The 26,068-nt window shown below is 73.4% G+C and carries 21 protein-coding genes and 1 pseudogene; 15 read left to right on the top strand and 7 right to left on the bottom strand.

Annotation, left to right across the window (positions count from 1 at the left end; all coding sequences use genetic code 11):
* Window positions 1-16: 16 nt before the first annotated feature.
* The 11 genes and pseudogenes from AB0D32_RS01395 to ahcY all read left to right on the top strand — a co-directional run bounded on the left by AB0D32_RS01395 (window position 17) and on the right by ahcY (window position 13,937).
* The gene (locus tag AB0D32_RS01395) at window positions 17-4,348 is read left to right on the top strand and encodes a toxin glutamine deamidase domain-containing protein (RefSeq protein ID WP_357083003.1); all 4,332 of its coding nucleotides are present in this window, start codon (window positions 17-19) and stop codon (window positions 4,346-4,348) included.
* On the top strand, window positions 4,345-4,794 hold the full coding sequence (locus AB0D32_RS01390) for a hypothetical protein (protein WP_357083001.1): 450 nt from the start codon (window positions 4,345-4,347) through the stop codon (window positions 4,792-4,794). Before AB0D32_RS01395 ends, AB0D32_RS01390 begins: the two co-directional genes overlap by 4 nt.
* 75 nt (window positions 4,795-4,869) lie before the next feature.
* Window positions 4,870-4,983 (top strand): annotated as a pseudogene (locus tag AB0D32_RS01385) (DUF664 domain-containing protein); the annotation flags it as partial.
* A 6-nt stretch (window positions 4,984-4,989) separates the two neighbouring features.
* A complete protein-coding gene (locus AB0D32_RS01380; protein WP_357082998.1) occupies window positions 4,990-5,685 on the top strand; it encodes an endonuclease V in 696 nt (231 codons plus the stop codon).
* Window positions 5,686-5,867: 182 nt separating this feature from the next.
* On the top strand, window positions 5,868-7,013 hold the full coding sequence (locus tag AB0D32_RS01375) for a hypothetical protein (protein ID WP_357084155.1): 1,146 nt from the start codon (window positions 5,868-5,870) through the stop codon (window positions 7,011-7,013).
* 69 nt (window positions 7,014-7,082) lie between these two features.
* Window positions 7,083-8,468 carry a phosphomannomutase/phosphoglucomutase gene (locus tag AB0D32_RS01370; RefSeq protein WP_357082995.1) on the top strand — a complete coding sequence of 462 codons (1,386 nt, stop codon included), beginning with the start codon at window positions 7,083-7,085 and terminating at the stop codon, window positions 8,466-8,468.
* Window positions 8,469-8,530: 62 nt separating this feature from the next.
* A complete protein-coding gene (locus AB0D32_RS01365) occupies window positions 8,531-8,716 on the top strand; it encodes a Trm112 family protein (RefSeq protein ID WP_357082993.1) in 186 nt (61 codons plus the stop codon).
* Window positions 8,713-9,909 carry an SIS domain-containing protein gene (locus tag AB0D32_RS01360; RefSeq protein ID WP_357082990.1) on the top strand — a complete coding sequence of 399 codons (1,197 nt, stop codon included), beginning with the start codon at window positions 8,713-8,715 and terminating at the stop codon, window positions 9,907-9,909. The genes AB0D32_RS01365 and AB0D32_RS01360 overlap by 4 nt, the downstream gene beginning before the upstream one ends.
* A 76-nt stretch (window positions 9,910-9,985) precedes the next feature.
* The gene (locus AB0D32_RS01355; RefSeq protein WP_357082987.1) at window positions 9,986-10,984 is read left to right on the top strand and encodes a cation diffusion facilitator family transporter; all 999 of its coding nucleotides are present in this window, start codon (window positions 9,986-9,988) and stop codon (window positions 10,982-10,984) included.
* Between the two features lie 2 nt (window positions 10,985-10,986).
* A complete protein-coding gene (gene manA, locus AB0D32_RS01350) occupies window positions 10,987-12,150 on the top strand; it encodes a mannose-6-phosphate isomerase, class I (protein ID WP_357082984.1) in 1,164 nt (387 codons plus the stop codon).
* Between the two features lie 287 nt (window positions 12,151-12,437).
* Window positions 12,438-13,937, top strand: coding sequence for an adenosylhomocysteinase (gene ahcY / locus AB0D32_RS01345; RefSeq protein WP_357082981.1), 1,500 nt, complete (start codon window positions 12,438-12,440; stop codon window positions 13,935-13,937).
* A gap of 88 nt (window positions 13,938-14,025) precedes the next feature.
* On the opposite strand, the gene AB0D32_RS01340 is transcribed toward ahcY, so the two are convergent.
* Window positions 14,026-14,193, bottom strand: a complete 168-nt coding sequence (locus AB0D32_RS01340) for a hypothetical protein (protein WP_357082978.1) — start codon at window positions 14,191-14,193, stop codon at window positions 14,026-14,028.
* The gene (locus tag AB0D32_RS01335) at window positions 14,181-15,326 is read right to left on the bottom strand and encodes an RDD family protein (RefSeq protein ID WP_357082975.1); all 1,146 of its coding nucleotides are present in this window, start codon (window positions 15,324-15,326) and stop codon (window positions 14,181-14,183) included. Before AB0D32_RS01335 ends, AB0D32_RS01340 begins: the two co-directional genes overlap by 13 nt.
* Before the next feature lie 33 nt (window positions 15,327-15,359).
* On the opposite strand from AB0D32_RS01335, the gene AB0D32_RS01330 reads away from it, so the two are divergent.
* Window positions 15,360-16,322, top strand: coding sequence for a stage II sporulation protein M (locus tag AB0D32_RS01330; protein ID WP_357082972.1), 963 nt, complete (start codon window positions 15,360-15,362; stop codon window positions 16,320-16,322).
* Window positions 16,323-16,386: 64 nt separating this feature from the next.
* On the opposite strand, the gene AB0D32_RS01325 is transcribed toward AB0D32_RS01330, so the two are convergent.
* From AB0D32_RS01325 to AB0D32_RS01305, 5 genes are read right to left on the bottom strand one after another with little or no spacing between them, the layout of a single operon-like run.
* Entirely contained in the window at window positions 16,387-17,697 is a 1,311-nt protein-coding gene (locus tag AB0D32_RS01325) for a DUF58 domain-containing protein (protein WP_357082969.1), read from the bottom strand.
* Entirely contained in the window at window positions 17,694-18,686 is a 993-nt protein-coding gene (locus tag AB0D32_RS01320) for a MoxR family ATPase (protein ID WP_357082966.1), read from the bottom strand. The genes AB0D32_RS01325 and AB0D32_RS01320 overlap by 4 nt, the downstream gene beginning before the upstream one ends.
* Entirely contained in the window at window positions 18,683-20,167 is a 1,485-nt protein-coding gene (locus tag AB0D32_RS01315; protein WP_357082964.1) for a DUF4350 domain-containing protein, read from the bottom strand. The genes AB0D32_RS01320 and AB0D32_RS01315 overlap by 4 nt, the downstream gene beginning before the upstream one ends.
* On the bottom strand, window positions 20,164-20,739 hold the full coding sequence (locus AB0D32_RS01310) for a DUF4129 domain-containing protein (protein ID WP_357082961.1): 576 nt from the start codon (window positions 20,737-20,739) through the stop codon (window positions 20,164-20,166). The genes AB0D32_RS01315 and AB0D32_RS01310 overlap by 4 nt, the downstream gene beginning before the upstream one ends.
* Window positions 20,736-21,578, bottom strand: a complete 843-nt coding sequence (locus AB0D32_RS01305; protein ID WP_357082958.1) for a hypothetical protein — start codon at window positions 21,576-21,578, stop codon at window positions 20,736-20,738. Before AB0D32_RS01305 ends, AB0D32_RS01310 begins: the two co-directional genes overlap by 4 nt.
* Window positions 21,579-21,778: 200 nt before the next feature.
* Between AB0D32_RS01305 and mtrA the strand changes: the two genes are divergently transcribed.
* The 3 genes from mtrA to AB0D32_RS01290 are packed head-to-tail and all read left to right on the top strand — an operon-like array spanning window position 21,779 to window position 26,067.
* Window positions 21,779-22,468: an MtrAB system response regulator MtrA gene (gene mtrA / locus AB0D32_RS01300; protein ID WP_089001893.1), complete on the top strand. Its 690-nt coding sequence runs from the start codon at window positions 21,779-21,781 to the stop codon at window positions 22,466-22,468.
* 12 nt (window positions 22,469-22,480) lie between these two features.
* Window positions 22,481-24,271 carry an MtrAB system histidine kinase MtrB gene (mtrB, locus tag AB0D32_RS01295; RefSeq protein WP_357082954.1) on the top strand — a complete coding sequence of 597 codons (1,791 nt, stop codon included), beginning with the start codon at window positions 22,481-22,483 and terminating at the stop codon, window positions 24,269-24,271.
* The gene (locus AB0D32_RS01290) at window positions 24,268-26,067 is read left to right on the top strand and encodes an LpqB family beta-propeller domain-containing protein (RefSeq protein WP_357082951.1); all 1,800 of its coding nucleotides are present in this window, start codon (window positions 24,268-24,270) and stop codon (window positions 26,065-26,067) included. Before mtrB ends, AB0D32_RS01290 begins: the two co-directional genes overlap by 4 nt.
* Window position 26,068 lies beyond the last annotated feature (1 nt).

Below are 26,068 nucleotides of genomic sequence, written 5' to 3'. Positions count from 1 at the left end.
CGCTGAGGAGACCCGGATGAGTCTGTTGCCGAGCCCCATCCCGCACCCGCTCGACTACTCACCCTGGCAGCTGCCCGGCTGGGTCTACGAGGCCCTCGACTGGGTCATCGGGGTCGAGTGGCCGGAGGGGAACGAACGCGCGGTCTGGGAGCTCGCCGACCAGTGGTACGCGGTGGCCACCGCGCTGGCCGGGCCGCGGGCCGATGCCGTCGCCGCCGCCGGCGAGGTGCGCGGCGGGTACGGCGGGGTCGGGGCGGTCGCCGCCGCCTTCGACACCGCCTGGCGTCGGGTGGCGGAAGGCGACGACGCGCCGCTGCCCGTACTGCTCGCCGTCAGCACCGAGCTGGGGCGGCTGGTGGAGGAGTGCGGCTGCGACATCGAGGGCGCCAAGCTGGAGGTCTGGATCGAGCTGGGCATCCTGGTGGTGGAGCTGCTGTCGCTGGCCGTCGCGACCGTGCTCACCGCAGGCGCGGCCTCGCCCGCCGCCGGGGCGGCCATCGTCGCCACCAGGCTGATCGTGCAGCAGATCTTCAAACGGCTGATGGCGCAGCTGGCCCGCAAGTCGCTCAAGCAGGGTCTCAAGGAGGCCGGCGAGCGGGCGGCGAAGGAGGTCACCAAGGGCGGCGTGCGAGGGTTCAGCCGTCGGGCGGCGCTGAGCGGTGTGTCCGAGGCTGCCGAGGAAGGCGGCATCAACCTCGCCACCCAGGCGTACCAGAACTCGACCGGCCGCCGGCACGGGCTGGACGTGACGGAGTTGGGCACCACGGCGCTCGGCGGCATGGCCGGCGGGATGGTGGCACCACTGGCTGGTCTCGGTCGACACGCCACCGGCCGGGGCGCCCGGATCGGGGAGCACTTCGGCCGTGAGATGGCCGGGGAGGTGATGGCCGATCAGGCCGCGAGGCTCGCCACCGGCCAGGGCCTGACCTCCGTGGAGGACGCGGCCCGTGCGGCGGCGTCCGGCGCCCGTGGTTCCGCCACCGCACAGGCCGACGCCGCGTTGCGGGCACGGCTCGACGGCCAGATGAGCGCCCTGGCCGGAACGTCCTTCACCCCGGCGGACAGCGGTCCCCCCGCACAGCCCTCGATCTCCACTCCAGGATCGACGTCGGGCGCGGAGGCGTCCCGACATGTGCTCTCGACGCCGGACGGTGCGGCACCCCGGTCCGTGCCTGCCGTCGGCATGGAAACGTCAGCAGCGGTGTATTCCCATGCCGGAGCACCTGAATCAGGCGGCCGAATTCCCGAGCTGGGCGGGGCGTCATCCGGTGCCTCGCCGGCAGTGGACGCTGTCTCCGCTGCACACGTGGTCGGCCCGGCGGCTGAGGGTGGGCTCGCGGAGACGCGAAGCGCTCCGCTACCCACAGCGGGAGTCGAAGCCGGGGACCGGCCCATACCAGCGGCGTCGCATGCAGAGGCGTCGAGGGCTCCGCTCAACCCGACGCTATCCTCCGTCGTGCTGGATGCGCCTCCGACGGCGGCTCAGGCCCCGTCGGCACCCCCTGGCCCGGCAGGCGAAACGGTACCGAGTGCGGGGCTGGCCGCGCAGAACACCGGCGTCGCGGCGACAGCTCCGTCGGCGACCGGTGGGCCGACACCAAGCACCTCAGCAGTCGCTTCGCCGCTCGCCGGCATCCCGGCGCAAGCGTCTACCGTTGCCACCACCGGTCCGGCGGCACCAGGCGAGACGGCGGCGAGAACCACTGGCCGGCAGTCGGGACCATTCCACGCCCCGGACCTGCCGCCGGGGACGCCCGAAAAGGCTTCACCGATCGATGGAACGCCTGAGGCAGGACCACACCCGAGATCCGCCGGGCAACAATCTCCGCGTCCACGCACACCCGAGTGGTACGCCGCCAGGTGGGCCGCGGACCAGGACGCGTTCGAGCGTCGCCGCTACCGGGGGCACTTCGAGTTCCAACGCGCGACTCATGAACAGAATCGCCGCCGGGACAGCGCCGCGCGCCTACGTCAGGCCGCGGATGGGACCTACGACGAAGCCCGCTGGCTGGTCATCGAGGGCCGTCGCCTGGCACAGGATGGGCATGATGCCACCGCCGAGCGCTACTTCCTCGGGGCCCGCGATCGGGAGCGCTGGTATCACCAGCAGCGGGACCTGGCAGAGGAAATTCTCGCCGGGGTGACCGCCCCGGGCGTCGTTGCTGTCAGCGGCAAGGACTTCCGGCGGATCAACGACGATGTCGGCGACCTGGCGTACGGTGCGGTGGAGACCGCCGACCGCTCGGCGCTGACGGGCGACGACGACCCGCCGCCGATCGACCGGTCGCGAAACTACGGCCAGCCCGGGGGTCTGCGTCCGCCGCTGGCCCTGCACCAGACCGACGTGGAACGGCAGGTGCCACGCGAGGCGGACGGCAGTGTCCGCCGCAACGCCGACCCGCGGGAGGGCGGCTGGTTCGGGTTGGTCAACGACGGTGGGCCGCAGGCCGACCCCACCCGCGGCATCAACTGCATCGACTGCACCCTGTCGCTGTTCGACACCTGGATGCACGGCCGACCCCGGGTGGCTGCTCCCCGCACCTTCGACGCCTACGTGGCGGGCGACGTCACGCGCCCCATCAACGGTGAACGGGACGGCACGGGGCGGGTGGAGGACATTACCGGGGGGCGCTTCCAGCGTCTCTGCCAACCGACGGAGGACGTCCAGGGCGTCGATCGGCAGCGGGCCATCGACACGGGATACCGCAACCTCCACGCCCAACTGCGGCTGGGGGGCCACGGCAGCTTCGCCTTCATCGTCAACAGTTACGAGCAGGGCGGTTCCCACATCTGGGTCGCTCTCAACCAGAACAACACGATCCTCTATCTCGATCCACAGAGCGGGGCCGTGTCGGACACGCCTCTCTACCAGCACCGGGGCACCCCGTACCCGTACAACGTGGTCGACACCGAGGTTCTGGTGCTTGGCTCGGACGGCAGACCGATGCCGCTGGGAGGACTGCGGCGGGGGCGCTTCAGCCAGCGACCGGACCTGCCGCGGTATCCACCCGCCGAGAACGACCAGGGATACGGCGATCTGCACCTCGACCGCACGTACCTGCTCGACGGGCCGGGGTCGGCTCCATCCGACGGGTCGACGTCAGCAGGGCTCCCGCCACAGCCCGACGAGACGGGTTCGACCCCCGAACGAGGCAACGCCCCGCCCGAGACCCTGCGGGCGGAGCGGGAACGCGCGCAGGCGGAGCGGGCGGGCGGCGGCACTCCCGTCAGTGCGATCCTGGCCGCCGAGCCCGACCTGGACCGGGTGTCCGCTGCCGGCGTGACCCCGGCCGAGGTGGCGGCCGGGCTTGATCCGCCGACACTCCGGCGACTCGTACCCCACCTTGACGAGCCGGCTGACGGAGACGTGGCGCGGCTGTTCACGGATCCACGCGTGCAGCGGATGCTGGACGACACGTGGCGGAGCCCGCCCAAGGACGAGCCGATGTTCGCCGAAAGCCTCGTCCGGCAGTTGGCGCAGCAGCCTGACCTGGCGCGGATGATCCTCGCTACGCCCGAGTTGGCCAACTCGCTGACAGCGCGCCCCGTGACGCTGCACCATCTCGCCAGTCAGCAACAGGCGGTCGACGTACTTGGGTTGGTCCTCGACCGCATCGAGGAGCCCGGTCCCGGTGCGGTGGCCTCTGGCCAGGTGCTGCCGCCTCAGGGTTCTCTCAATGACGTGCTGAGAGCGCTCGGTGACACGGTCAATCCCAGAAAGCGGAAGGTTCACCAGCCAGGTTTTGATCCTTCCCGGAAGGAAGACGAGACTTACCGTTTGGAGTACCTCAGTCATCTGTATTTGGAAGCGTCAGTGGCTCAGTTGGAGCTGAACGAACTGGCGGTGCGGATGGCGAACGGGCGCGGCATAGCGAGTTGGCGTGAAGAGCCCAAAGACCATCAGCGCGTGCTCGACAAGATAAGGGAATACGGAAACGATGCTTCCTCCTTGAAGGATCTTGCTGGGGCTAGGATTCAGTTCGGCAGCCTCGACGAGCTGTATCAAAGCCTGTCGCGGATCGGCCAGGACCCGGCCGTCGAGGTTCTCGCAAAGAAGGATCGCTTCCTTAAGCCCCAGTTGAGCGGGTATCGCGATGTGCTGCTAAGTTTGCGGATGTCGAATGGGCACATTGCGGAGCTTCGCTTGCAACTCCTTGCGTTGGATGAGGTGGCAGAGTGGGAACATGCGCTCTATGAAGTGCGCAGGGACCTCGACGCCATGGCGGAGTCGCAAGGCCGCCCTTTGACCACAAGGGAGCTGGCGATCAGGGATGGCCTTGTGCTCGCGGAACAGGAAGCGTTTCGTTCCGGCCTGGAGCGCTATGTGCGAGGAGAGGGGAAGCGGTGATCTTTCGGCCTCCGGGATCTCTTCCGGCATTCTTCAGCTATTACGATACGCCGGTCAAACTTGTGGCTGACGAAGTGGGTCACGTAATTGGGTGGCAGCTCTCAAGAGAGAATGGCGGCTGGAAGCGAGCTGACGATCTTGCCAGAAAGATCCTTTTTGTGGGTGGGGATGAAGTCGAGGAGTTGTCCCGCGACGAGTTCATCGAATACACCGAGCATGATCGAGCACGGTATCTGCATGGCGCTGGACCGATCTTCGCCCTGTATGAGACGGTGGCTGCGATCGTAGAGCAGGCAGACCTTGAACGGCGACCGCTCACGCCGCATGAGTCGGCCTTGGTGATAGGGATTCGCAGGAAGACGTTCGTGATGTTCGAGGAGCAACTCCAGCAAGCAGGTGACCCCGCAGCTGATCCCTCGCTCGGGGCTGAGGAAGGCAACTCCTGAGCTTTGCCGCATGCCACAGAAATCCGTTGCCGGTCCGGTTCGGCGTCGGCACTGGGGGGCAAGGGCCGGCGCCAGGGCGAGAAACTCTCGCTGCGAGAGTTGATCGTGGACGTGATCGAGGAGTGCGCCCGGCACAACGGCCACGCCGACCTGCTCCGTGAGTTGATCGGTGGCCGGGTCGGCCAGTAGGTGGAGATGACTGAGATGTCGGATGCCCGGATGGGTGCGCCGCCGGGCAGCGTGGCGGAGGCGCTGGCCGTACAGGAGCGGTTGCGGCCCCTGGCGGACCTGGTCGGGCCGGGTCCGGCCGAGCCGGCGACGGTGGCCGGCCTGGATGTCGCGTACGCCGAGAGCGGTGACCGGCTGGCGGCGGCCGTGACCGTGCTGGACGCCCGGACCCTCGCGGTGGTCGACTCGGCGGTGAGCGTGGGCCGGCCCGCGTTCGAGTACGTCCCGGGGCTGTTCGCGTTCCGCGAGCTGCCCGCGCTGCTCGACGCGCTCGACCGGCTGACCGTGCGGCCCGAGCTGCTGGTCTGTGACGGGCACGGGCTGGCCCACCCGCGTCGGTTCGGGCTCGCCTGCCACCTGGGCGTGGTGACGGGCCTGCCGGCGATCGGCGTGGGCAAGACGCCGCTGCTGGGGACGTGGACACCGCCGGCCGACCGGCGGGGCGCGTGGGTGCCGTTGCGCGACGGGGACGAGACCGTGGGTCGGGTGCTGCGCACCCGCGACGGGGTGAAACCGGTCTTCGTCAGCGTCGGCCACCGGATGAGCCTCGACAACGCGACCGCCCGGGTGCTGGCGTTGACGCCGCGCTACCGGCTGCCGGAGACCACCCGCACCGCCGACCGGCTCTGCCGCGACGCCCTGGCCGCCGCCGGAGCGGGCTGACGCGAAATCCGTTCGGCACCCGTCCCCACCAGGCACGTTTCGGACCGCGTGCGGCAGGTGCGCCGACCCGGTCGTGAGGGTAATAAGGCACACATCCGGAGCGCTCAATGACCGAGGCCCGTCGGGGTGCGGTAGTAGCCTGACCGGCGGACCCCCGTCGGGGGAGGAACGGCGAGGTGATCATGGCGGTACGTCGGCACGCGGCGCGGCTCGCGACGGTCTGTGCGTTGCTGGGCGGCCTGGTGGCGCTCGGCGCGACGCCGGCGCTCGCCGATGACGACCTGGTACGGGTGCGTTCGGCCGGCAGCTTCACCGCCGGCGGCTCCGCCGGGGGCGTCGCGATCGAGGTGCGCAAACGCAGCGAGGGTTGCGTGCTGCTGCGTACCGCGTTGGGGCTGCGCCTGGCCGGTCTTCGCGCCGACCAGGTCAGCGCGCAGGTCAGCGTGGGCGGGCGCTGGCTCCCGGTGCGGCTCTCCGGCGGCCAGGGCAGCGCCGCCACCTCGGCCACCTCGCCGCTGAACCCGAAGCTCTGCAAGGGCAAGGGCATCACCATGCGCTACCGGGTGACGTTCGCCGAGGCGGCGCCGAGCGGTCGGCTGACCGTGAGCGGTGCGGCCAGCGACGCGCGCGGCCAGGCGTTGGGCCGGGGTGCGGTGGCGTCCCGGGTGGTCGGTGGCCGTGCCACGGCCTCGCCGACGCCGAAGCCCTCGAAGAAGCCGTCGCCCACTCCCAGCGAGGTGCGGGCCGCCGGGCAGGAGCCGACCCTGGCCGCCGTCGCCGGCCGGGGCGCCGGTGCCGCCAACAACGCCGCCGAGGAGAAGTCCTCCGGCGGGTCGATGATCATGTTCTTCGGTGTCGGCATGGTCGCCGTCGGGATCCTGCTCATCGTCCTGTTGTTCCGTCGCTCGCGGGCGGACAAAAAGCCCGCCGACGACCCGGGCCAGTTCCCGCTGCCCCGCAACCCCGGTGGCACCACCTACCGCTCCGGGCAGGGCCCGGCCGTCGCCGGAAGCCAGCCCGGCCAGGTGTACGGCCAGCAGCCCCCCGCCCCCGGCCTGTACGGCGGCGGCACGCCCGCGCCGCGCCCGGCCGGCGGCGTCTACGGCAACCGCCCTGCGCCGGCCCCGGAGGTCCCCCCGGCGGTGCCCGGCGGGTCCACCTTCCCGCCCGTGTCGGCCCCGCCCGGCAGCCCGACGTCGGCGCCGCCGGTGCCGGGGCAGCACGCTCCGCCGCCGTCCGGGCCGCGCGCCCCGGGCGACCCCGGCGACCCGCCGCCGGACGCCGGCGGCGGCGACCACACGGTGTTCATGCCCCGGCTCCCCGGCTGAGCCGGGGCGCACGGCGCCCCTCCGATACGCTCAGGCCGTTGACGACCTGCGGCCCGAGGAGCGAGACCGGTGTCTGATCTGTCCCAGATCGTGAAGGCCTACGACATCCGTGGGACGGTGCCGGACCAGTGGGACGAACCCGCCGCCGAGGCCCTCGGCGCGGCCTTCACACAGGTGTTGAACGGCCTCGGCGAGCCCGGCGAGGCGGTGCTCGTCGCGCACGACATGCGGGCCACCGGTCCGGGCCTGGCCGCCGCCTTCGCCGCCGGGGTGCGCGCCGAGGGGCGCGCGGTCATCGAGTTGGGCCTCGCCTCGACCGACATGCTCTACTACGCCTCCGGCGCGCTGGGGCTGCCCGGCGCGATGTTCACCGCCAGCCACAACCCGGCGCAGTACAACGGCATCAAGATGTGTCGCTCGGGTGCCCGCCCCATCGGGCAGGACAGCGGGCTGGCCGAGATCCGCGAGCGGGCGCAGGCCCTGCTGGACAAGGGTGAGGCCCGCCCCGCCGGCACGCCGGTCGCACCGGCCGAGCGCCGCGACCTGCTGACCGACTACGCGGCGTACCTGCGCCAACTGGTGGACCTCTCCGGCATCCGGCCGCTGAAGGTGGTCGTCGACGCCGGCAACGGCATGGGCGGCTACACCGTCCCCGCCGTGCTCGGCGACGCCGCCCTGCCGGCCCTGCCGCTGGAGATCGTGCCGCTCTACTTCGAGCTGGACGGCACCTTCCCCAACCACGACGCCAACCCGCTGGACCCGGCCAACCTGGTCGACCTCCAGCGTGCGGTGCGCGAGCACGGCGCCGAGATCGGCCTGGCGTTCGACGGCGACGCCGACCGGTGCTTCGTGGTCGACGAGCGCGGCGAGCCGGTCTCGCCGTCGGCCGTCACCGCCCTGGTGGCGGCCCGCGAGCTGGCCAAGCACCCCGGCTCGACGGTGATCCACGGCCTGATCACCTCCAGGGCGGTGCCGGAGATCATCCGTGAGCACGGCGGCGAGCCGGTCGTCGCCAGGGTCGGGCACTCCTTCATCAAGGCGGAGATGGCCCGGACGAACGCGATCTTCGGCGGCGAGCACTCCGCCCACTACTACTTCCGGGACTTCTGGTTCGCCGACACCGGCATGCTCGCCGCGCTGCACACCCTGGCGGCCCTCGGCGAGCAGTCGCTGCCGCTGTCCGTGCTGGCCGGCGAGTACGAGCGGTACGTGTCCTCCGGCGAGATCAACTCGACGGTCGCCGACCAGGCCGCCAAGGTGGCCGAGGTGCGGGCCGCGTACCCGCAGGCCGAGGTCGACGAGATGGACGGGCTCACCCTGCGCTTCCCGGACGGCGCGTGGTTCAATCTGCGCGCCTCCAACACCGAGCCGCTGCTGCGGCTCAACGTCGAGGCCCCGACGAGGGAGCGGATGGCCGCCCTCCGCGACGAGGTGCTCGACCGGGTTCGCCGATAAGATCGCCTGCGCCGGTCGGCACCGTCGATCGGTGAAACCGCATACGTGGAAGGAGCCGCACCGTGGCCCTGGACCCGCAGTTGCTGGAAATCCTCGCCTGCCCGGACACGCATCACGCCCCGCTCGACTACGACGCGCAGGCGCAGACGTTGACCTGCACCGAGTGCGGCCGGATCTTCGAGGTCCGCGACGACGTGCCGGTGCTGCTGCTGGACGAGGCACGCGGCGGTCCCGCGGAGCAGTCATGATCGACGGTGCGGCCGGAGTCAGCGGCCGTCGCGAGGCCGACGAGTCCCTGCTCGACGACCCGGCCGCGCTCGCCGAGCAGGACCCGGGCGGCATGCTGCGGCACACCGCCTCCGCGGGGGCGCAGGTCCGCGAGACGGCCGCCCTGGCCGCCGAGGCCAACCTCCAGGTGCTCGCCGACGAGGGCCGCCCCCGGGCGGTCGTCATCGCCGGCATCGGCACCGCCGGGCGTACGGGCGACGTGCTGGCCACCGTCGCCGGGCCGCGCTGCCCGGTGCCGGTCATCCCGCACCGCAGCGCCGGGGTCCCCGGCTGGGTGGGCGCCGCCGACGTGGTCATCGCCGTCAGCGCCTCCGGTCGCAGCCCCGAGGCGCTGGGCGCCGCCGAGGCCGCGCACCGGCGGGGCGCCCGGCTGGTCGCCGTCGGCGCACCCGACTCGCAGTTGCAGTCCGTGGCCGAGCGGGCCCGGGCGCCGTTCATCCCGGTGCCCCGGCGCGCCCCGGCCCGGGCCAGCCTCTGGGCGCTCACCGTGCCGGTCCTGCTCGCCGCCCGTACGCTCGGCCTCGTGAAGGTCAACGAGGCGGACCTGGCGGAGACCGCGGCCCGGCTGGACGCGGACGCCGACCGCTGCCGCCCGACGGCCGAGTCCTTCGTCAACCCGGCGAAGTCGCTGGCGCTGGGCCTGGCCGGCTCGGTGCCGATCGTCTGGGGCTCGTCGCCGCTGGCCACCGTCGCGGCCCGCCGGTTCGGCGACACCCTGTCCGCCAACGCCCGCTACCCCGTGGTCAGCGGGGCCCTCGGTGAGGCGGGGCGCGGGCGCGTCGGCCTGCTCGACGGTGTCTTCGGCGGTCTGGCCGAGGGGGAGCGGGACATCTTCGCCGACCCCGGCGACGAGGCGCCGACGGGCACCCGGCTGCGGTTGGTGCTGCTGCGCGACGGCGGGCTGAACCAGGAGGACGACGCCGACGAGCCGCTGGACGTCGAGGAGCGTCGCGCGGACGCCGTGCAGACCCTCGCCGAGCGTCGGGGCGTGCGTTGCGACGTGGTGACCGCCGAGGGCGGCTCCGCGCTGGAGCGGCTCGCCTCGCTGGTCGCCGTGCCGGACTTCGCCTCGATCTATCTCGCCCTGGCGCACGGACTGGATCCGATGGCCGTGCCGGCCATCACCGAGATGAAGGAGCTGGCAAACCAGTGAGCGAGAGCAGGGTACGGGTCGACCGGCGCGACGCGCCGGTGCCCGGCGGTGCCGCGCGACGGAACGGAGCGACGGCGTGAGCGCCAACGGTGGTACGAAGGCGATCGTCGCCGCCCTGCTGGCCAACGCCGGCATCGCCGTCACCAAGTTCGTCGCGTTCCTGCTGACCGGCTCGTCGTCGATGCTGGCCGAGTCGATCCACTCGGTCGCCGACTCCGGCAACCAGGGCCTGCTGCTGCTCGGCGGGCGGCGGGCCAGGCGCGCGGCCACCCCGCAGCACCCCTTCGGCTACGGCCGGGAGCGCTACATCTACGCGTTCATCGTGTCCATCGTGCTGTTCAGCATCGGTGGCCTGTTCGCCCTCTACGAGGCGTACCACAAGTGGTCGCACGAGGAGGGCATCACCTCGTGGCACTGGGTGCCGGTCGTCGTGCTGGTGTCGGCGATCATCATGGAGACGTTCTCCTTCCGTACCGCCATCAAGGAGTCCAACCTCGTCCGGGGCAACCAGTCCTGGGTGAAGTTCGTCCGGCGGGCCAAGGCGCCCGAGCTGCCGGTGGTGCTGCTGGAGGACCTGGGCGCGCTGGTCGGTCTGATCTTCGCCCTCTTCGGCGTCGGCATGACGCTGATCACCGGCAACGGCCGGTGGGACGCCGTCGGCACGGCGATGATCGGTGTGCTGCTGGTGGTCATCGCGATCATCCTCGCCATCGAGACCAAGAGCCTGCTGCTGGGTGAGGGAGCCGAGTCGCACGAGGTCGCCGCGATCGAGAAGGCGGTCGCCGACGGCCCCGAGTTCGAGCGGATCATCCACATGAAGACGCTCTACCTCGGTCCCGAGGAGCTGCTGGTGGCCGCGAAGGTCGGCGTGCCGGCCTGCGAGAGCGCCGAGGACCTGGCCCGGGGCATCAACGCCGTCGAGGCCCGGATCCGCGCCGCCGTCCCGACCGCGCGGGTGATCTACCTGGAGCCGGACATCTACAGCGTCGCCGCCGAGCGGGCCGGCGCCGGGAGCGCGGCGCCCGCCGTGTCGGGACCCGAGCCGGGTGAGGCCGCCGGGCGGCCCGGGAGCTGACCGTGGAACTGCTGCACGGACCGATCAGGGACTACGCCTGGGGGTCCCGCTCGGCCATCGCCGAGTTGCAGGGACGGCCGGTGCCCAGCGACGGCCCGGAGGCCGAACTGTGGCTGGGTGCCCACCCGGGCGCCCCGGCCTCGGTGGACCGCGACGGTGACCGGGTCAGCCTGACCGACCTGCTGCTCGCCGAGCCGGACCACTGGCTCGGCGAGCACCTGGTCGGCCGGTTCGGCACCCGGCTGCCGTTCCTGCTCAAGGTGCTCGCGGCGGACGCCCCGCTGAGCCTCCAGGCGCACCCGGACGCCGAGCAGGCCCGCGCCGGGCACGCGGCCGACGCCGCCCGCCCCGACGGGCAGCGCAACTACGTCGACCCGTTCCACAAGCCGGAACTGCTGGTCGCGCTCTCGCCGATGGAGGCGCTCTGCGGGTTCCGGGACCCGGCCGTCTCGGCGGCGGTGCTGGCCGGCTTCGGCGTACCCGCGCTGGAGCCGGTGCTGGCGGCACTGCGGGGCGGGCCGGCGGGGCTGCGCGACGCCGTACGGCTGCTGCTGACCTGGCCCGCCGACAGGCGCGACGCGCTGGTGGCGGCCGTGGCGTCGGCTCCGGCCGCGGGGCCGGGCGCGGAGTTGGCGCGGGACCTGGCCGCCGCCTACCCGGGTGACCCGGGGGTGCTGGTGGCGATGCTGCTCAACCGGGTGCGGCTGGCACCGGGTGAGGCGATCTGGATGCCGGCCGGCAACCTGCACGCCTACCTGCATGGCACCGGCGTGGAGATCATGGCGGCCAGCGACAACGTGCTGCGCGGCGGGCTGACGCCGAAGCGGGTGGACGTCGAGGAACTGCTGCGGGTGCTGCGCTTCGAGGTGCTCCGCGATCCGGTGATGCCGCCGCTGGCGGTGGCGCCGGGCGTGGACACCTGGCCGGTGCCGGTGGAGGATTTCGCGCTGCACCGGGTGACGGTGGGCGCGGCGCTGCCGGCGGTGACGGTCCCGGTGCCCGGCCCCCGGGTGGTGCTGTGCTGCTCCGGTGAGGTCTCGGTCGACGACGGGGCCGGCGCGGTGACGTTGGGGCCGGGGCGGGCCGCCGTCGGGAGCGCCGCCGCCGGGCCGCTGCGCCTGGCCGGCACGGGTGAGGTGTACGTCGCGAGCTGCGGCCTGCGCTGACCGGGCGCAAGTCCGACTTTCCCGGAATAGCTTGACGCCGCGCTGGCTTAGTGTGACTCTATGAGTACGCAGCGTTAACGCGACGACGGTCCGGAAACGCGCGGGGGAACCAAACCGGGGGGATGCACGGGGCGGGCGGCTGCTGGACGGGACTCCGTCCACGACCGACCGCCCCGTGCGCTGTCCGTTGATGTCTTCGTGCCCTCTTCGCCCGGCCGGTCCTCGCAGGGGCGGCCCACGAGCGTAAGGTGAATGGTCGCGCAGCACATCGTCCGACAGGAGATTTCATGACCAGCACCCTCCCGGCGTCCGCCAGCGGCACGCCGTCCGAGGCCCGGCCGAGCACTCTCGCCGAGGGCGACTACAAGGTGGCGGATCTGTCGCTCGCCGAGTTCGGGCGCAAGGAGATCCAGCTCGCCGAGCACGAGATGCCCGGCCTGATGGCGATCCGTCGTGAGTTCGCCGACGCCCAGCCGCTCGCCGGTGCCCGGATCACCGGGTCGCTGCACATGACCATCCAGACCGCCGTCCTGATCGAGACCCTCGTCGCGCTCGGCGCGCAGGTCCGCTGGGCGTCCTGCAACATCTTCTCCACCCAGGACCACGCCGCCGCCGCGATCGTGGTCGGCCCGGCCGGCACCCCCGAGGCCCCGGCCGGCGTCCCGGTCTACGCCTGGAAGGGCGAGAGCCTGGAGGAATACTGGTGGTGCACCGAGAAGGTGCTCAACTGGCCCGACGGACAGGGCCCGAACATGATCCTCGACGACGGCGGTGACGCGACCCTGCTGGTGCACAAGGGTGCCGAGTTCGAGAAGGCCGGTGCGGTGCCGCCGGTCGAGTCCGCCGACTCCGAGGAGTTCGCGGTCATCCTCGGCCTGCTGCACCGCTCGCTCGCCGAGGACGGCCAGCGGTGGACCCGGATCGCCGCCAGCATCAAGGGCGTGACCGAGGAGACCACCACCGGCGTGCACCGGCTCTACGAGATGCACCGCGCCGGCACCCTGCTCTTCCCCGCCATCAACGTCAACGACTCGGTGACGAAGAGCAAGTTCGACAACAAGTACGGCTGCCGCCACTCGCTGATCGACGGCATCAACCGGGCCACCGATGTGCTGATCGGCGGCAAGATGGCGGTCGTGCTCGGCTACGGCGACGTGGGCAAGGGCTGCGCCGAGTCGCTTCGCGGCCAGGGCGCCCGGGTCGTGGTGACCGAGGTCGACCCGATCTGTGCGCTCCAGGCGGCGATGGACGGCTACCAGGTCGCCACCCTGGACGACGTGGTCGAGCAGGCGGACATCTTCATCACCGCCACCGGCTGCTTCGACGTCATCACCAACGAGCACATGGCCCGGATGAAGCACCAGGCCATCGTCGGCAACATCGGCCACTTCGACAACGAGATCGACATGGCCGGCCTGGCGAAGCGTTCCGACGTCGAGCGGGTCAACATCAAGCCGCAGGTCGACCTCTGGAAGTTCGCCGACGGGCACGCCATCATCGTGCTGTCGGAGGGCCGCCTGCTGAACCTGGGCAACGCCACCGGCCACCCGAGCTTCGTGATGTCGAACTCGTTCGCCAACCAGACGATCGCCCAGATCGAGCTGTTCACCAAGACCGAGGAATACCCGACCGGCGTCTACGTGCTGCCCAAGCACCTCGACGAGAAGGTCGCCCGGCTGCACCTGGGTGCCCTCGGCGCCAAGCTGAGCACCCTGACCAAGGAGCAGGCGTCCTACCTCGGCATCCCGGTGGAGGGCCCGTTCAAGCCGGAGCACTACCGGTACTGACGTCGACCGCACCGACCGGGCCGGCCCCTTTTCCGCAAAAGGCCGGCCCGGTCGGCGTTTCCGGCGGCGGACGCGGATCGCCGTGCGGTCAGTCCCGGTGGGAGCGGCGGCGGGCGGGGCGGATCCAGGTCCACACGCACCAGACGAGCCAGGCCACCGAGACCACGGCCGCCAGCGTGCCCAGGCGCAGCGCGTCGAGCAGCAGCACCACGGCGAGGACGGCCAGCCACGGCGCGAAGGCCCTCACGACCGCCACCCGGCCATCGGATCACCGAAGGCGGTAGGGGGAGCGCCACCCACCGGAGTCGGCGGGGCCGCCCCCTGAGTCGGAGAGCCATCCACCGGAGCCGGAGGGGTGCCCAACGAAGCCGGCGGAGTGACCGCAGGAGCCGGCGTATCGTCCGGCGGCGGTGGGGCGACCGCCGGGCGTATCGCCGGACCGGGCTGCCGCGGCACGGCGGGCCCTGGCAGCAGCCCCGGCGCCGCCGGGCGGATCAGGTTGGGTGAACTGTCGGCCTCGGGCGGGCCGAGCACCAGTTCGGGCCAGAGCGTCGCGGCGGCCGTCCGGCCGCGCCCCAGCCGGTACCTCGCCCGCCGGTGCCGCTCGCCGAGGACCGCGGCCAGGTAGACCGACTCGGGCATGCCCGTAGGCGCGGGTGGCGTGATCACCGCGGAGATCTCGGCCCACAGCCCGCGCCCCAGCCGCCCGCGCGCCGGTTCCGCCAGCTGGTGTACCCGGGCCAGGTACTGCCGGGCGGCCAGCGCCAGGCTGTCGTCCAACCGGCTCAGGTCCACGGTGGAGGCCCAGCCGGTGAGCGCGGGCACCGCCGTGGGGACCGGCCGCCAGGCGGTCGCCGTCCTGGTGTGCACGACCAGCGTGCCCGCCACCAGGTCGCCCAGCCGGCGCCCGCGCCGGTCGGTCACCATCACGGTCACCCCGGCCACCCAGCTCAACAGCGGCAGCACCAGCCCGGGCCACTCCACCGCCACGCCGACCAGCGCCCGGATCAGTGACTGCCGCGCCGCGACCGGAGCGCCGTCGGCGCTGACCACCCGCAACCCGACGGCCATCTTGCCCAGCGTGCGGCCGTGGTTGAAACGCTCGCACAGCACCGGGTAGCCGACCAGCACCAGGATCAGGCCCACCGTCGCGAGCCCGCCGGCAAGAGCGCCGTCGACCAGCCCGCCCGGCACGTTGAGCAGCGCGAGGCCGACGCTCATGGACAACACCACCATGAGGAACACCTGGGCCAGGACGTCGAGCAGCAGCGCGAGCACCCGGGAACCGATCCGGGCGGCCCGCACGTCCAGCTCCACGGCCTCCCCGCTGACCAGCCCGGCGTCACCCCACGGGGCAGGTCGGCCCGGCGGTCGCGGTTGTGCTCTCACCCCGACAGTGAACACTATGATCGCCGGACGGGGGTGACGGTGGATCTCGACGCGTACGTCGCGGAGCACGGCGGGGAGTGGCGGCGGCTGGAGGAGCTCTCCGGGCGCGGCCGGCTCGACGCCGACGAGGTCGACGAGTTGGTGGCCCTCTACCAGCGGGCGACCACCCAGCTGTCGGTGCTGCGCAGCCGCTCACCCGACCCGGCGCTGGTCAGCCAGCTCTCCCAGGTGGTGCTGCGCGCCCGGGCCCGCCTCACCGGTCGTCCGCGTCCGTCGTGGGCGGCGGTCGGGCGGTTCTTCGTGGCCGGGTTCCCCGGCGCGGTCTACCGCGCCTGGCCCTGGTGGTGTGGGGTGGCGACCGGGTTCAGCCTGCTCAGCTTCTTCCTGATCTGGTTCGTCGCCGGCAACCCGGACACGGCGGGAGCCTTCATCGGCGACGACGCCGCCGCCGAGCTGGTCGAGTCCGGCTTCGCCGGCTACTACACCGAGTTCGCCGCGCCGACGTTCGCCTTCCACCTGTGGACGCACAACGCCTGGCTCGCCGCCCAGTGCCTCGCCGCCGGGGTGCTGATCGTCCCGGTGCTCTACCTGCTCTGGCAGAACGCGCTCAACATCGGCGTGGTCGGCGGGGTGATGGTCGCCTACGGCCGGGCGGACGTCTTCTTCGGCCTGATCACCCCGCACGGGCTGCTGGAACTCACCGGGGTCTTCGTGGCCGCCGGGGTGGGTCTGCGCATCGGGTGGGCGTGGATCGCGCCGCCGACGCAGCTCACCCGGGGACAGTCGGTGGCTCGGGCGGGACGCGAGGGCGTCCTGGTCGCCGTCGGTCTGGTGGGGCTCTTCGCGGTCTCCGCCCTGATCGAGGCGTTCGTGACCCCCGCGCCCGTGCCGGTGCCGCTCCGCGTCGCCGCGGGCGCCGCCGTCTGGCTGGCCTTCCTGTCGTACGTGGTGATCCTGGGCCGCCGCGCAAGCCGTTCAGATCCGGTTCGACCATGAGGTCGTCGCCCCGACCCGCAGGGCGGACGGGCGACAACTTCATGATCAACGGAGCGGCGTGGGGTCAGAGCTGGGCCAGGGCCTTCAGCCGGAGGTAGGTGTCGGCCAGGGCGGGAGCCAGGCGGCCTGCTTCGGCGTCCACCACCGTCACGCCGTGCCTGGCCAGCGCGGTGCGGACGCGGTCGCGTTCGGCGAGGGCCCGCCAGGCCGCCGCCGCGGCGTAGGCATCCGCCGGGCGCTCCGGAACGGTGGTGGTGAGGGCGGTCAGCACCGGGTCGTGCGTGGCCGCGATCACCACCCGGTGCCGGGCGGCCAGCCGGGGAAGCACCGGCAGCAGCCCCTCGCCGAGGGCGCCGGCCTCCAGCGCGGTGAAGAGCACCACCAGGCTGCGCTGACGCTGCCGGCGCAGCAGTTCGCCGGCGATCAGGTCGAAGTCCGTCTCCGCCAGCGTCGGCTGGAGCGGGGCGAGGGCGTGCACCACCCGGGAGAGCAGGGTCGGGCCGCCGGTGCCGGTGACCCTGGCCCGGACCGCCGTGTCCGCGGCGAGCAGGTCGACCCGGTCGCCGGCGCGGGCGGCGAGGGCGGTGAGCAGCAGCGCGGCGTCGATCGCCGTGTCCAGTCGGGGCTCGTCGCCGACCCGCACCGCCGAGGTCCGCCCGGTGTCCAGCACGCACAGCAGCCGGCGGTCCCGCTCCGGCCGCCAGGTACGCACCAGCACGTCGGCCCGGCGCGCGCTCGCCCGCCAGTCGATCGACCGCACGTCGTCGCCGATGACGTACTCGCGGAGGGTGTCGAACTCGGTGCCCTGGCCGCGCCCCCGGCTGACCTGGGTGCCGTCGATGACCCGGAGCCGGGACAGCTTCTCCGGCAGGTGCCGGCGGGAGTCGAAGCGGGGCAGTACGCGCACCGTCCACGGCGGGGTGGCCGGCCGGCCGGAACGCTGCCGGAACCCGAGCCCCAGCGGCCCGAACGACCGCACGGTCAGCGCCACCGCCGGCCGGTCGCCCCTTCGTAGCGGGGTGAGCCGGCTGGGCAGCGCCACCGTCCCGCCCGGCTCGACGCGTACCAGCTGTGACGGGGGCACGTCGGGGCGGGCGCCGGCGGAGGGCACCCAGGCGTCGCGGACCTTGGCCCGCAGCGTACGGCCGGAGGGGTTGTGCAGCAGCAGCGCGACGGTGGCGGTGCCGCCGAGCCGGACCGCGCGGTCCCCCTCCCGGGCGGCCGTGAGCGCGCCCGGCGGTGCGGCCAGCGCCCGGTCGAGCAGCACCAGCAGCAGCACCGCCCCGGTCATCACCAGCAGCCCGGCGAACGGCGACGGCCAGGCCGGCAGGGTCAGCGCGCCGACCGCCAGCAGGAGCGCCGCCCGCCAGGTCATCGCGGCGTCGGCACGGTGGCCAGCACCGTGTCCAGCACCGCGTCGACGCCGATGCCCTCCAGTTCCACCTCGGGGCGCAGCCGGAGCCGGTGCCGCAGCGTCGGCCGGGCGACCGCCTTCACGTCGTCCGGTACGACGTGGTCGCGGCCGGCCAGCCAGGCCCACGCCTTGGCAGTGCTGAGCAGGGCGGTGGCGCCCCGGGGCGAGGCGCCCAGCTCCAGCGCCGGGGTGTTGCGGGTGGCCCGGCACAGGTCGACGATGTAGCCGAAGAGCGGCTCGGCCACGTGCACCCGGCCGACCGCCGCCCGGGCCGCCGCCAGGTCGGCCGCGTTGGCCACCGGCCGTACGCCCGCGGCGCTCAGGTCGCGCGGGTCGAATCCGGCGTGGTGCGCGCGGAGCACGCCCAGCTCCTCGTCCCGGTTGGGCAGCGGCACGGTGAGCTTCAGCAGGAACCGGTCGAGCTGTGCCTCCGGCAGCGGATAGGTGCCCTCGTGCTCGATCGGGTTCTGGGTGGCGGCCACGATGAACGGGTCGGGCAGCGCCCGCCGGTCGCCCTCCACCGAGACCTGCCGCTCCTCCATCACCTCGAGCAGCGCCGACTGGGTCTTCGGCGGCGTCCGGTTGATCTCGTCGGCGAGCAGCAGGTTGGTGAAGACCGGCCCCTCGCGGAAGGTGAAGGCGGCGGTGTGCGGGTCGAAGATCAGCGAGCCGGTGACGTCGCCCGGCATCAGGTCGGGGGTGAACTGCACCCGCTTCGATCCCAGGTCGAGGGCGGTGGCCACGGTGCGGATCAGCAGGGTCTTGGCCACGCCCGGCACGCCCTCCAGCAGCACGTGTCCGCGGCAGAGCAGGGCGATCACGAGGCCGGTGACGACGGCGTCCTGCCCGACGACGGCCTTGGCGACCTCGGTGCGCAGCCGGTGCAGGGCGGCGCGCGGATCGGCGGGGTCGACGGTCGGCGGCTCGGCGGTTCCGGCGGGTCGGGTCACCGGGGGTCTCCTTCGGCTCGGTGCGGCTGCGTGGCGGCGGGTGGCGGCCCGTCCGCGGGGTGCGGTGCGGCGGAGGGCGGCGCCCCGTCGGCGGCGTGCGGTGCGACGGCGCGGGTCAGCCGGTCCAGTGCGCGGGCCAGGTCCAGCAGGTCCTGGTCGGTCTCGGGCTCGGCGCCGTGCAGCACCTCGTCGGTCCACCGGGGGTCGTCGCCGGTGCGGGCGGCGACCGCGGCGGCCACGTCGGCCGGCGGCGCGGTCGGCGGCAGATGCAGCCGGGGCACCAGACGGTCCAGGGCGGCGGTCCGCAGCGTCCGTGCGGCCGAGTCCCGGGCACCGGCCTTCTCGTAGAGCCGGGCCCGGCCGAGCACCGTCTCCGCCGAGCGGACCGTGACGGGCAGGGGCTCCGGCGTCGGCGGGCCGAGCCGGCGGGCCCGCCAGAGCGCGGCCAGCAGGGCGGCCACGGCGAGCTGGGCCAGCAACGCCCACAGCCAGCTGGGAAAGGCCGACCAGAGCGGGTTCGACGGGTCGGACCGGTCGGCCTGGGAGCTGCCGTCGCCGGCACCGTCGCTCCCGCCGTCGGAGTTCCCGCCCGGGCGGCCGGGGCCCCCGTCGCCGCTGCCGGTTCCGGTGCCGCTGCCCGGGCCGCCGTTCCCGGTGGAACCTCCCGGCGTGGACGGCCGGGCCGAGCTGCCGCTGTTGCCGTTGCCGAAGACAGGCGGGGGCTCGGGGCCGTCCAGGTCGAGCCACACCACCCGGCCGGACCCGCCGAGCAGCGTGGTGGCGAAGGCCCGGTTGTCCCACTCGCCGATCCGGTCGTTGCGGAACGGGTCGCTGGCGCCCACCACCACCGTGCTCCCGGGGACCCGGGGGAGCAGGGCGAGCCCGTCGGCGAAGCAGAACCGGACGCGCGCCGTACCGCCCGGGGTGGCCGCGTAGCGTTGCAGCCCGACCGCCACCCGTCCGAGTTGGCGCAGCTCGGGCACCGGGCAGGGCAGGCCCCGCGCGTCCGGCTCCACCGCCTGCGCGGCCCACCGCCGGCCGGCTGGCCGCATCGGCAGCCCCATCGCCTCCGACACCCGGCGCGGCGGGTCCACCAGCACCAGCCGGGTGGTCGAGGGCAGCGAGCCCAACGCGTCGACCGTCTCCGGGTGCAGCAGTGCCGGGGCCGGCACGAAGAGCGTCGTGCCCCCGCTGCGGGCGGCCAGCAGCGCGCGCAGCGTCTCCGTCTCCCGCTGCACGGTGACGCCCTGCTCGCGCAGTGCGTCGGCGAGCCGGCTGCCGCCGTCGTCCCCGGTCGCGACCGGGGAGAGGAACCCCCGGTCGTCGGGGTCGGGCTGGTCGACCGCGTGGGTGACCAGGGTGGTGGTCAGCAGCAGCGCGGCCAGGCCCAGCGGGATCAGCAGCCGGTGCCGGCGGTGGCGTCGCCGGGGGGCGGCGTCCGCCCGCGGAGCCGGTGGGACGGCGGTGGCCTGTGCGCTCATGGTCGTGGCCCGTCCTCGGCTCGGCCGGTCAGCACCCGGTCCAGCTCGGCGGCGTGTTCCCGCATCCGGCGGTCGTGCTCGACGGAGGCGGGGCGCTGGCCGTACCAGAGCTCGGAGAAGATCGCCCCGGCGGCGTCCAGCGGCGGGCCGACGTGCGGCCGGGCGTCCGTCGCGGCCCGCACCAGCTCGACGACGGTCGTGCCGGGCTGCGGCTGCACCACCCGGTGGGTGGCCAGCTCCCGGACCATCGCGCGCAGCCGCTCCCGGACGGCTTCGGCGTACCGGCCCTCGGCGGCGAGCCGGTCCGCGAGGGAGACGTACGCGGCGGCCGGCAGCTCCGGCTCCAGCTCCGGCGCGCGGGGAGCGGGTACGGCCGGCGGCGTGCCGTCCGGCGTCGGGCGCTTCCGGCGTCGGCGCAGCCGGGGCAGCCGCCTGGGAACCCAGGCCGGGAACGTGTACCAGCCGGCCGCGACCAGCACCGCGGCGAGCACCAGCAGCAGCGCGACCAGGGGCAGCGGCACCCGGTCGCCGAGTGTCGCCGTGGTCTCGGTCCACCACCGGCTGAAACTCATCGCCCGGCCGCCAGGAGGACGGTCTCCGGCGTGCCCGCCCGGGCCCGGGAGAGCCGGATGTCCAGTCCCTCGGTACGAATCCGGGTCTCCAGGTGCAGTACCGCGTCCAGGCAGGCCAGGGCCGGGTAGGCGACGCTGTTCACGCCCGCCCACACCGCCAGCGACAGCCAGCCGGCCCAGGCCCGGTCGACCAGGTCGAACGAGTCCAGTCCGAGGTAGACGCCGATGCCGAGGCCGAGGCGGACGATCCACCAGACCAGGTAGCCGAGCAGCCGGATCCAGCCGGCGCGGCCGGCGCCACGGACGGCCAGGGCGGCGGCGCGCAGTGGGGCGCGCAGCGGGTGCACCCGGTCGACGACCAGTGCCGGCGCCACGGCGCCGAGCAGGACGAAGCCGACGAGCCACGCCGGCCCGAACAGCGCGAACCCGCACATCACCATGCCGACGAGGGCGGCGAGCAGCGCGGTGGCGCCCCAGCGCGCGCCGGCCGGGCGGAGCAACTCCCGGGGGCCGGCCGAGCGGCCGAACAGTGCAGCTCCGGCGGCCCGGGCGGCCGGGTTGCCGAGCAGCAGGATGATCCCCGCCTCGGTCGCCGCGCCGGCCGCCAGCAGCAGCCAGTACGCCCCGAACCGGTCGAAGTCCAGGAACCAGACGGGCGGCGTCGTGCCGGCGGCGAGTCGCAGCGGGTACAGCAGGAGTTGCTCGGCCACGGCCAGCGCGAGGGCGACCGGCAGCAGCACCCGGGCCTGGCCGCGCAGCAGCAGGACCGCGGAGTCCAGCAGCTCGCCGACCGTGAGGGGGCGGCGCGGGAGCACGGCGATCGGGCCGGCGTCGGGCACGCGGACTCCTGGGGACGGGCGGTGGTGGCGCGTGACGGCGCACCCGGGGATCATGGTGACACGCCCGCTCCGATCGGGTGGACCCGCACGTCGGGGCGGCGGCGCCGGGCACCGGTTGCTGGTGCGACGCCGTCCCGCGGCAGTACGGTGCCGGGTGACGCGGATCCCACAGAACTGAAGGGGATGGAAACATTAACCCCATGAGAGCCCGGGTACTGGTGGTCGACGACGACCCTGCGCTCGCCGAGATGCTCGGCATCGTCCTGCGCAGTGAGGGGTTCCTGCCCTCCTTCGTCGCCGACGGGGAGCGGGCGCTTGCCGCGTTCCGCGAGAACCGCCCCGACATCGTTCTGCTCGACCTCATGCTCCCCGGAATGAGCGGCATCGACGTGGCCCGGTCGATCCGGGCCGAGTCGGGCGTGCCGATCGTCATGCTGACGGCCAAGAGCGACACCGTCGACGTGGTGCTCGGCCTGGAGTCCGGGGCCGACGACTACGTGGTCAAGCCGTTCAAGCCGAAGGAGCTGGTCGCCCGGATGCGGGCACGGCTGCGTCGCGGCGAGGACGTCGCCCCCGAGATGCTGACCATCGGGCCGCCCGGCAACCAGATCACCATCGACGTGCCGGCGCACACCGTCAGCCGCAACGGCGAGGAGGTGAAGCTGACGCCCCTGGAGTTCGACCTGCTGGTCGCGCTCGCCCGCAAGCCGCGCCAGGTCTTCACCCGCGAGGTGCTGCTGGAGCAGGTCTGGGGCTACCGGCACGCGGCGGACACCCGGCTGGTCAACGTGCACGTGCAGCGGCTGCGGGCCAAGATCGAGCCGGATCCGGAGCGGCCGGAAATCATCCTCACCGTGCGGGGCGTGGGCTACAAGGCTGGCACCGGATAGCCTGGTCACACTGTGGCCACCTCCCCGATTCCGGATCCTCCACCGGCAGGCGCGCGCTGGCGGGCCGCCGCCGTGCGGGAGCTGTGGCGTGGCGTGAGCGGGCGGGCCGCGGGCCTGCTCGCCGGGCTGCGCCAGGCCTGGCGGCGGTCGCTCCAGCTGCGGGTGGTGACCATCACACTGGTCGTGTCCAGCCTGCTGGTGGGCGGCTTCGCCTACCTGATCGCTGACAAGATCACCGGCATCCTGGTGGAGAACGCCGAGACCGACGTGCGGCTGCGGCTGAAGAGCGGCGTGGCGTACGCGGCGAAGCAGTTCGGCCTCTACAACCAGCCGCAGGAGGGGCAGTTCCAGGAGACCGTCGACGGCACGGTCAACTACCTCGCCGGCGGTGACCCGCAGCAGACCACCGGCGTGATCGTGGCGCTCAACGCCGACAGCCACACCGGCGTCATCCAGCCCCGGTCCTCGCCCGCGGTCAACGTCCGGCCGCTGATCAGCCCCGAGCTGCGCGCCACGGTCGCCGGGGGCAAGGTCGCCAGCCAGATCCGCACCGGCCGGCTGGGCGGGGAGCGCACGAAGTACCTGGTCTACGGCTCACCCGTGCCTACCAAGTTCGGTCAGGTGGAGCTCTACTACCTCGTGCCGTTGACCCGGCAGGACACCACGGCCGCCGACGTCCGCGCGGCGGTGGTCGCCACCGGGGCGGCCCTGGTGCTCCTGCTCGCCCTGCTCGCCGGACTGGTCACCCGGCTGGTGGTGACCCCGGTACGGGTGGCGGCCCGCACCGCCCAGCGGCTCTCCGCCGGCCTGCTCGACCAGCGGATGGTGGTCAACGGCGAGGACGACCTCGCGCTGCTCGCCGCGTCGTTCAACCAGATGGCGACCAACCTGCAACGGCAGATCCTGCGGCTGGAGGAGATGTCCCGGCTGCAACGCCGCTTCACCTCCGACGTGTCGCACGAGCTACGGACCCCGCTGACCACGGTCCGGATGGCCGCCGACCTGATCTTCGCCGAGCGGGACGAGTTCGACCCGGCGGTGGCGCGCAGCGCGGAGCTGCTCCAGGCCGAGCTGGACCGCTTCGAGGAACTGCTGACCGACCTGCTGGAGATCAGCCGCTTCGACGCGGGCTTCGCCATGCTGGATTCCGAGCCGACCGACCTGGTGCCGGTCGTGCACCGGGTGGCCGACCGGCTGTCCTGCCTCGCCGAGCGCGTCGGCGTGACCATCGAACTGGACGTCCCGACCACCCCGGTGATCGCCGAGGTGGACCCCCGGCGGGTGGAGCGGGTGCTGCGCAACCTGGTCGGCAACGCCGTCGAGCACGGCGAGGCCAAGCCGGTGCTGATCACCCTGGGGATGGACGACACGGCGGTGGCGATGACCGTCCGCGACCACGGGGTGGGGCTCAAGCCGGGCGAGGAGAAGCTGGTGTTCAACCGCTTCTGGCGGGCCGATCCGTCCAGGGCACGGCAGACCGGCGGCACCGGCCTCGGGCTGTCGATCAGCCTGGAGGACGCCCGGCTGCACGGCGGCTGGCTGGAGGCCTGGGGCGCGCCCGGGCAGGGCGCCCAGTTCCGGCTCACCCTGCCGTCCCGGGCCGGTGACCGGTTGACCACCTCGCCGCTGCGGCTGGTCCCGGCCGATGCCGTGCTGCCCTTCGGCGGTCCCCGGGCGGGCGGGCTGTTGGCCATCGCCCCGGGCAGCGGGGGCGCGCTCGCGATCGGCCCGGGCACCGACGGCGCGCTGGTGGTCGGCCCGGCGCGGCCGGGCGACACGGGACACGCGGAGGTGGGGTCGTGAGGTGTCGGCTGCTCGCCGGCCTGCTGGGTGGCGCGCTGCTGCTGGGTGGCGCGGTCGGCTGCGGCATCCCGGAGAACACCGGGGTCCAGGTGGACGGGCCGGGGCCGGCGGCGGAGGTCGGCTCGACCAGCGGCAGCCGGGGCGAGCCCCCCAGCCGGAGTGCGGCCGGCACCGACGCGGAGCAGTTCGTCAAGAACTTCCTCTCCGCCGCGGCGGGCGAGCCGGACCGGTCCTACCAGCGCGTCCGGCAGTTCATCGCGCCGACTGACCGTGACCGCCTCCAGGTGAAGCAGGGCAGCGAGGTGGCGCTGGCCGTCGTCCGGCTCACCGAGGAGCCGGAGATCGTCTACGCCCCGGACCGGACCGAGGTCACCCTCCGGGTGCAGCAGGTCGGGCAGTTGCGTACCGACGGCACGCTGGCCCCGCCGGAGACGAGCACCACGACGTACACGTTCGAGCTGCGCAGCCAGCCCGGGCAGGAGGGCCGGCCGGACGGGGGCCTGTACGTGGCCAACCCGCCGACCGCGCTGCTACTCAGCGTCGAGGCGCTGGAGACGTACTACCGGAGCCGGACCATCTACTTCTGGAACAACGACCGCACCCGACTCGTCCCCGACCAGCGCTACCTGCCCCTCGCCGTGCCCGACGAGCGGCGGGTGAGCGAGGTGGTCAAGTGGCTGACCGCCGGCCCCTCGGCCTGGCTGCGTAGCGGGGTCAGGGTGCTGCCGGACGGCACCCGCCTGATCAACAACGCCACCCGGACGGACGGCCGCTGGGAGGTCGACCTGGAGATGCCGGAGGACAAGGCCCGGCTGGGGGAGTTCGGCACGCAGCTCGCCTGGTCGCTCTCCGACTTCGACGGGCCGCTCGACATCAAGATCCGCAACCAGTCCCAGGAGCTGATCCCGGACCTGGAGCAGCGCCGCCGTGACATCCCGGTGCACAAGCTCACGGAGAGCCCCCAGCGGTTCTGCGTCTACGAGGGCGCCGTCCACCCGCTGGCCTACGCCGGCGAGCCGACCGGCCCGGTGCCCGTGGATGCCAGGGCGAACAAGAACGTGGTGTCCGCCGGGCTCAGCCGCACCGACGAACAGATCCTGGCGGCGCTGGTGGTCACCGACGCCGACCGCCACCGACTCTCCGTCGGCACCGGCACCGGCACCGATCCGGTGACCGTGTTCACCCGCAGCGCCAAGAGCTACGCCACGATGGGCCGGCCGGTCTGGCTGCGTTCGACGTACCGGGGGCAGCAGCCGGCCGGGCTGGTGGTCGCCGACGGAAGCCTGCACCGCTTCGACGCGCAGGCCCAGCTCACTCCGGTGCCGCTGGGCCTCACGGGTGTGACAGCGGTGGCGGCCTCGCTGGACGGCCACCGGATCGCCGTCATCGCCGGGGGCACGCTCTATGTCGCCGCCCTCAGCCCCGACGGCGCGGGGGTCAACTTCGGCCAGCCCCGCCGGCTGCACACCCGGTTGACGAACCTGTCGGCCGTCGACTGGTACGGCGAGAACACCCTGGTCCTCGCGGGCGCGGTCGGTCGCCCTGCGGTGTACGAGGTCAGCGTGGACGGCGCCCGGGAGAGCCCGCTGGAGGACAAGATCGGTGCCCAGGTGACCCACCTCGCCGCGTACCCGGCGAACGCGGTGGGGCGTCTCGGCGCCGTCATGTACGAGGCGAACGGGGTGGCGTACCGCAGCGGCCCGTTCGAGCGGATCCAGCCCGAGCAGGTGCAGGAGGTTCCGCCGTCGAACGGGGAACGCGTCGGCAACCCGACCGCCCCCTTCTTCCTCTACTGAT

Origin of the sequence: Micromonospora sp. NPDC048170, assembly GCF_040652795.1 — a bacterium.
GTDB lineage: Bacteria > Actinomycetota > Actinomycetes > Mycobacteriales > Micromonosporaceae > Micromonospora.
This window is presented reverse-complemented; position numbering and strand designations above follow the sequence as displayed.